The organism is Edaphobacter sp. HDX4, from assembly GCF_036877565.1.
Taxonomy (GTDB): Bacteria; Acidobacteriota; Terriglobia; order Terriglobales; family Acidobacteriaceae; genus Edaphobacter.
In genome coordinates this window covers 1-267 of the sequence record NZ_JAEDXW010000063.1, presented here as the reverse complement: position 1 = coordinate 267, position 267 = coordinate 1, and the positions used below count along the sequence as shown (strand labels likewise).

General features: G+C 55.4%; 1 protein-coding gene. It reads left to right on the top strand.

Annotated elements, in window-relative coordinates; all coding sequences use genetic code 11:
- Window positions 1-267, top strand: a 267-nt coding sequence (locus JAO29_RS23140; RefSeq protein WP_334270648.1) for an aldehyde dehydrogenase family protein, incomplete at both ends; no start/stop codon positions are given.

Below are 267 nucleotides of genomic sequence, written 5' to 3'. Positions count from 1 at the left end.
CAGCGAATCTTCATTCAGGAGGACATTAAAGAAGATTTCATCGCCCGTTTCGCCAGACGCGTTGAAACACTCGAGGTTGGCGACCCAACCCTCTACGAGACCGACGTCGGCCCTCTCATTCTTCCGAAGGAAGTCGATCGAGTTGAGACGTGGGTCAAAGAAGCCATCGACCGTCCCGGGAAGCTGTTGACTGGTGGGGCGCGCATCAGTAGCACAGTCTTTCAGCCAACTGTGATTCTGGAGCCGAGTCCTGCTGCACTCGTTTCC